Annotated in this window: 5 protein-coding genes and 1 pseudogene; 2 read left to right on the top strand and 4 right to left on the bottom strand. The window is 63.3% G+C overall.

Going from position 1 to position 6,191, the window contains the following annotated elements; translation table 11 throughout:
* A pseudogene (locus tag EOA27_RS17825) lies at positions 1-103 on the top strand (4-oxalocrotonate tautomerase); the annotation flags it as partial.
* A gap of 305 nt (positions 104-408) precedes the next feature.
* Complete coding sequence (locus EOA27_RS17820) at positions 409-2,631, top strand: AMP-binding protein (protein ID WP_126078267.1); 2,223 nt, start codon at positions 409-411, stop codon at positions 2,629-2,631.
* A 9-nt stretch (positions 2,632-2,640) separates the two neighbouring features.
* Here the strand turns inward: EOA27_RS17820 and EOA27_RS17815 are convergent, their stop codons facing one another.
* From EOA27_RS17815 to EOA27_RS17800, 4 genes are all read right to left on the bottom strand, one after another.
* Positions 2,641-3,384 carry a phosphatidylcholine/phosphatidylserine synthase gene (locus tag EOA27_RS17815; protein ID WP_245456666.1) on the bottom strand — a complete coding sequence of 248 codons (744 nt, stop codon included), beginning with the start codon at positions 3,382-3,384 and terminating at the stop codon, positions 2,641-2,643.
* A 75-nt stretch (positions 3,385-3,459) separates the two neighbouring features.
* A complete protein-coding gene (locus tag EOA27_RS17810; protein ID WP_126078268.1) occupies positions 3,460-4,158 on the bottom strand; it encodes a phosphatidylserine decarboxylase in 699 nt (232 codons plus the stop codon).
* Between the two features lie 129 nt (positions 4,159-4,287).
* A complete protein-coding gene (locus EOA27_RS17805) occupies positions 4,288-5,541 on the bottom strand; it encodes a DUF4375 domain-containing protein (protein WP_126078269.1) in 1,254 nt (417 codons plus the stop codon).
* Between the two features lie 147 nt (positions 5,542-5,688).
* On the bottom strand, positions 5,689-6,030 hold the full coding sequence (locus tag EOA27_RS17800) for an antibiotic biosynthesis monooxygenase (RefSeq protein ID WP_126078270.1): 342 nt from the start codon (positions 6,028-6,030) through the stop codon (positions 5,689-5,691).
* Positions 6,031-6,191 lie beyond the last annotated feature (161 nt).

Genomic DNA, 6,191 nt, shown 5'->3' with positions numbered 1-6,191 from the left:
GGAGAGTTATGCCTTCGTGCACGAAGTGCCGGCGGCGGCCTATGGCTATGGCGGCAAAACCCAGGAATTCCGCTTCATCAGCGGAAGATTGAAGGCGGCATAGGCGCCGTCTTCCCCTTCTCCCCTTGTGGGAGAAGGTGGATCGGCGCGCAGCGCCGAGACGGATGAGGGGTGTTGGAAGGAACACGGCCTTGAAAAATTCAATGCTTTGAGGAGTTTACTCTCCCGCGCAGCGATCCTTCCAGCACCCCTCATCCGTCCGAGCTTCGCTCAGCCACCTTCTCCCACAAGGGGAGAAGGGGACGCCGTGCTTCAGCCCGCATTGACCTTGCCCGCGCTTCCGCTACCCTCTGCCACCGAAGCGGCCGCTCAAGAGCCGCGCCCTGGAGGAGACTGGGAGAGAGCGGCATGATCCTGACCCTGGCGCTGCTGGCGGGCCTTGTGTTTGCCTGGCTGCTGATCGCCGTGATCGAGCGGTTCCGGCTCGACCTGCGCTTCACCCAGGCGCTGCTCTATGTGCCGTTCAAGCTCGTCTATCGTATCGCCGACAACCGTATTCGCATTGCCCGAAGCGCCAACACGCCAGTCATTTATGTGATCTCGCACCAGTCGCGCATCGAACCGGCGCTGATGCTGTCGCTGCTTCCCGACGACACGCTGCATATACTGGACGAGGCCTCGGCGCGCTCGCCATGGCTAGAGCCGTGGCGCGAGCTTGGCCGCACCATCGCCTTCAACGCCGAGCATGTCTTCGTCAGCCGGCGGTTGGTGCGCGTGCTGAAGGGCAAGGGACGGCTTGCCGTCTACCTGCCAGACAGTGTCGAGCCGGACGTCAAATCCTTCCGGCTGTTTCGCGCCATCACCCGCATCGCCATGCAGGCCGACGCCCGCATCGTGCCGATCTTCGTTGCCGGAACGCGCGATCTGCCGATGTCGCTGACGCCGAAGGAGAAAGCGCCCAGGCACTGGTTCCCGCGGCTTTCGGTGAGCGTGCTGGAGTCGATGACCATCGCCGAGTTGGTGGCGCGCAACCCCGACATGGCCTCCAACACCAACGCGCTGTTCGATCGTTTCGCCGAGGCGCGGCTCTACGGCACCAATCTCGACCGTGGCCTGTTCCTCGCCATGCGCGACGCCGCCGATCGCGTCGGCCCTTCGCGCCCGATCATCGAGGATGTGATCTCCGGTTCGCTCAGCTACCGCAAGCTGTTCATCGGCGCGCGCGTGCTCGGACGCCGTTTCGAGGCGGTGACGGCGCCCGGCGAAGCGGTCGGCGTGCTCTTGCCCAACGCCAATGGCGTGGTGCTCACCTTTGTCGGCCTGATCTCGGCGGCCAGGGTTGCGGCGATGATCAACTACACCGCCGGCCCGGCAAGCGTGACCGCGGCGATCCGTACCGCCGTCATCCGCACCGTGGTGTCATCCCGCGCCTTCGTCGAAAAGGCCGGCATCGACGACATCATTGCCGCGGTCGAGGCGGGCGGCGCGAAGATGCTGTGGCTGGAAGACGTGCGCGCCGGCGTGACCGCGCTGGACAAGGTCGCCGGAGCACTTTTGTGGCGCTTACCGCTGCAGCGGCAGCAAGCCTCGAAGCCCGCCGTCATCCTGTTCACCTCCGGCTCGGAAGGCACGCCGAAGGCGGTGGTGCTGTCGAACCGCAACCTGCTTGCCAATGTCATGCAGGCCGAGGCGCGCGTCTCCGTCTCGCCGGCCGACACCTTGCTCAATGTGCTGCCGGCGTTCCATTCCTTCGGGCTCACCGGCGGCACCATCCTGCCGCTGGTGCTGGGCGTAAAGCTGTTCCTCTACCCCTCGCCGCTGCACTACAAGATCATCCCCGAGATCGCCCGCAAGGTGAAGCCGACCGTGATGTTCGGAACCGACACGTTCCTCGCCAATTATGCGCGCACCGCCAAGGACGGCGACTTCTCCAGCCTGCGCTTCGTCGTGGCCGGCGCCGAGGCGGTGAAGCCGGAGACGCGGCGCACCTATCGCGACCGCTTCCAGGCCTCGATCGTCGAAGGCTTCGGCCTGACCGAGGCGGCGCCGGTGGTGGCGGTGAATACCGCCATCCACAGCCGGGACGGCACGGTCGGCAGGCCGCTGCCGGCCATCCGCATGAAGCTGGAGCCTGTCGAAGGCATCACCGAGGGCGGCCGGCTGTGGCTCGACGGGCCGAATATGATGATGGGCTACATGAGCGCCGACCGCCCCGGCGAATTGCAGCCGCTGGAAGGCTGGCACGACACGGGCGACATCGTCTCGATCGACCGCGAGGGCTTCATCACCATCCGCGGCCGGGCAAAGCGCTTCGCCAAGATCGCCGGCGAGATGGTGTCGCTGGGCGCCGTCGAGATGCTGGTGCAGTCACTGTGGCCGGAAGAGCGCCACGCGGCGGTGGCGGTGCCCGACAAAAGGCGCGGCGAGCGTATCGTGCTGGTCACCACCGCCGACGACGCCAATGCCGAGGAACTGCGCCAGTTCGGCAAGAAGGCGGGTGCTGCGGAACTGATGGTGCCCAACGACATCCTCAAGGTGGAAGAGATCCCGGTGCTGGGCTCGGGCAAGACGGATTACGTCTCGGCGCGAAAGCTGGCGATTGATCGGTTGGGACTGGGTGTGGCGGCTTAGCGCGCCGCGTTACCCGATATCCGAAGGCGGCACCTTCTCGCCTTCGCGCATGGCCCGCTTAGAATAGGCGCGCACCGAGAACGGCAGGAAGAGCAGATATCCCGCGACCGAGGCGGTCAGCGTGTACCAGGGATAGGTCATCAGCAAGAGGATGTAGAGCACCACGCCGAGGATGACCGGCAGCACCCTGTCGCCGGGCACCTTGACGCTCTTGCCCGAATAGACCGGCAGGCGGCTGACCAGAAGGAAAGCGATGAGTACGGTGAAGCCCGTGGCGATGAAGGCGGCAGGGCGGGACGGCTCCAGCCCGAGCCGCAGGAAATAGAGATAGAGCGGCAGCATGACCAGCACCGCGCCCGCCGGGGCCGGCACGCCGACGAAATATTCGGTCTGCCATGCAGGCTGGTCGGTGTCGTCGGCCAGCACGTTGAAGCGGGCGAGCCGCATGCCGCAGGCGATGGTGAAGAGAAGTGCTGCGATCCAGCCGGGCGAGCCGGCGCGGTCGAGCAGGAAGGCGTAGAGCACCAGGGCCGGCGCGACGCCGAAATTGACGATATCGGCCAGCGAATCCATCTGCGCGCCGAATTTCGAGGTGGCCTTCAGCATGCGCGCCAGCCGCCCGTCGATGCCGTCAAGGAAGGCGGCAAGCAGCACCATGACCACCGCGATCTCGAAACGGTTCTCGAAGGCGAAGCGGATGCCCGAAAGGCCGGCGCAGATGGCAAGCACCGTGACCAGATTGGGCAGCACCATGCGCATCGGGATCTCGCGGATGCGCGGACCGCCGCTGGCATGGGCCTCGAATTTCTTGAATGGCGCGCCCAACGCTCAGGAAACCCTGACCAGGGGCGTGACCGCCGTGCCGCCGAATTCGGCAAGCACGGTCTCGCCGCCCACAGCCGTCTGGCCGACCGCGACGCGCGGCACGGCGCCTGTCGGCAGGAAGACGTCAACGCGCGAGCCGAAGCGGATCAGGCCGAAACGCTCGCCGATGGCGATCGAGCCGCCGGCCTCGGCCCAGCAGACGATGCGACGCGCCACCAGCCCGGCGATCTGGACGGCAGCGATGGTGCCGTTCGGGCTGTCGATGACCAGGCCGTTGCGCTCGTTCTCGGCGCTTGCCTTGTCGAGCTCGGCATTGAGGAATTTGCCGGGCTTGTGCTCAATGCGCGTGATCCGCCCACGCACCGGAGCGCGGTTGATGTGGCAGGAAAACACGTTCATGAACACCGAGATCCGGGTCATCTCGCCCGGGCCCAGGCCAAGCTCACTCGGCGGCACGGCCGGCCCCACCGCCGAGATCACGCCATCGGCCGGGCTCACGACCAGCCGGTCGTCGACCGGCGTGACGCGCTCGGGATCGCGGTAGAAATAGATGCACCATGCGGTGAGGATCAGCCCGATCCAGAACAGGACCGAGGAGAAATAGCCGAGAAACAGCGTCGCCGCGGCGAAGGCGGCGATGAAGGGATAGCCTTCGCGGTGGATCGGAACGAACGTATTCTTGACCGAGTCGAGAAGCGTCATAGGGCTTGGGGGCGGTCCCTGTTTCAGGTTGCGCCTCAATAGCCGAAAGCCCCCCTCCCCGCAACGCAACAATGGGGGCAGGATGAGCAAGGTCGCTAGGTGCGAATACTGTGAGACGCGAGTTGGGAACTATCCAGCGGCGGCGGAGCGATCAAAGTGCGCGTCGAGTTCAGGCATCGTAGCCTCGGCGAGCTTTTCGTAATCCTCGCCACACAAGAGCACACTGCCATTTGGTGAAGACAGGGAGAGGAAGGTCCGGTCAGACGCCAGCACCACCCAATTCACAACTGGCCCTTCCGCCGTTTGCGCCACCGAGTTAGCAGAAACGATGGCACCCAGCGGATCGAAGCCAGCCTTGCGCAGCAAAAGGTCGACAGCGACGGGAGCATGATTTTGTTCGGACAGCTGGATCACTGTCTCAATCTCTGACTGCTCCGCGCGTCCAAGCAGTGTCCCGACCCTCGGTGCGTTCGCTCTCAACGGGTTGTCACCCGGGCGCATGACAGGAGGGTCTTCAGGGGCGACATACTCGTAAACTGCGACGTGTGTCTTTGTCGAGGCGCATAACCGGAGCTCTTCGGCGTCGGTACGCAGTTGGAAGACCATCTGCTTTTCGCCTTCGATGTCCAGCATCCTCGCCATGCCGAACCCCAGCTTGATCTCCGATGGCGATATCGTTGCGCAGGCGAGGCCGGCGCCGACTTCGCGCTGGCTCAACATCTGACGCACCAGTTTGCCAACCGAGTCGTGAAGAAGCCTGGCCTCCCGCTGAGGGTTGGACAGCACCAGTCGATCGATCGCGTTATCGTAGTTGTCATCATCGACAATTTGCAGATCGGGCCAAGAAGCGATCCAACGCGCGAGCAAATCCTCCATCGGCATGGCGTCATCGGCCTCATAGAATGCATCATCAAGTGTATCCAGGAAATCGTCGCGCCCACCCTCGAAGCCCGTTTGTTTCGCAGCTTCATCAGGATGCTTGGCAATCCAGGCTGACATCTTTTCCAATGTTGCCAGCTGCCCTTTTGCCCCACACGCGCTGAGTCCGGCTCTGGCGTTGGCAATCATGGTGTCAATTTCGCTGCCGGCATTGTGGATTAATTGACTATGACCGCCGTTCTTCACCTCCAAGGAGTACTGGTCCGCGTGAAATACCTGCATCGCCTTAGGGTTGATCTCCGAATGGCGATAGAGCCCTTTGGAGACCATCGTCACGACGAATTGCATTACAGCGAAGACGAGATGAAATGCCTCTCCGTCGCCCTGTGCGATCTTTGAACGAGGCACGACAATCAGAGGTACGAGGACGCCTCGCTTATCCTCGGCGGCCTGCGATTTCTTCTCGGAGGCTCCTTTGGATTTGCGCGAGAAGAACCCGAACATCGAAATTTTCCGTATTTTAAAGTAAATGGGATGACTATTTCTGTCGAGACAATATCAGTAGCCGCCGAAGATAAAAGCCCTTGGCTGATCTATTGAATAGCGATGAGCGACGCCCATCGGCTGGGCGCCGCTGCGCTAGGATAACCCTTACACCTCCGGCACGCGCCGATAGTTGGCGATGTCGGCCTTGACGCCGAGCCGCGCGATGGTTTCCTGCGCGCTGAAGGCGATACGTTCGTGGGCGGCCTTGACGATCGGCACCACCTTGTCGATTGCCGCCTGGCTTTCCCACTCGACCATGGTGACGATGTTGAACTCGCCCGGGCCGGAGAATTGTTCGAGCAGGAAATCCTGCACGAAGCCCTCCTGCCGGCGCAGCAGTTCATGCGTCATGAAGACCCTGCTCAGGATTTCGTCGCGCGCCTCGGCCGGCACGACGAATTTGTCGACCCGGAACACGCTGCCGGTGCGGTGATTGTTGGTGCTCATTTCGATCTGTCTCCGATTTGGAAGGTTGCCGGCAGGTGGCTCGGAGACGGTTTGCAAGCTCAAGATAGGTTGAGGTCAAGGGGGATTTAGCGCCAACTTCTCCTTCTCCCCTTGTGGGAGAAGGTGGCCGCGAAGCGGCCGGATGAGGGGTGCTCCAGGGG

Origin of the sequence: Mesorhizobium sp. M2A.F.Ca.ET.037.01.1.1 (genome assembly GCF_003998075.1) — a bacterium.
GTDB lineage: Bacteria > Pseudomonadota > Alphaproteobacteria > Rhizobiales > Rhizobiaceae > Mesorhizobium.
This window is presented reverse-complemented; position numbering and strand designations above follow the sequence as displayed.

Bases quoted from the DNA above. Each gene is read 5' to 3' on its own strand.
- EOA27_RS17820 (WP_126078267.1), top strand. From the start codon at position 409: ATGATCCTGACCCTGGCGCTGCTGGCGGGCCTTGTGTTTGCCTGGCTG.
- EOA27_RS17815 (WP_245456666.1), bottom strand. From the start codon at position 3,384: ATGGTGCTGCCCAATCTGGTCACGGTGCTTGCCATCTGCGCCGGCCTT.
- EOA27_RS17810 (WP_126078268.1), bottom strand. From the start codon at position 4,158: ATGACGCTTCTCGACTCGGTCAAGAATACGTTCGTTCCGATCCACCGC.
- EOA27_RS17805 (WP_126078269.1), bottom strand. From the start codon at position 5,541: ATGTTCGGGTTCTTCTCGCGCAAATCCAAAGGAGCCTCCGAGAAGAAA.
- EOA27_RS17800 (WP_126078270.1), bottom strand. From the start codon at position 6,030: ATGAGCACCAACAATCACCGCACCGGCAGCGTGTTCCGGGTCGACAAA.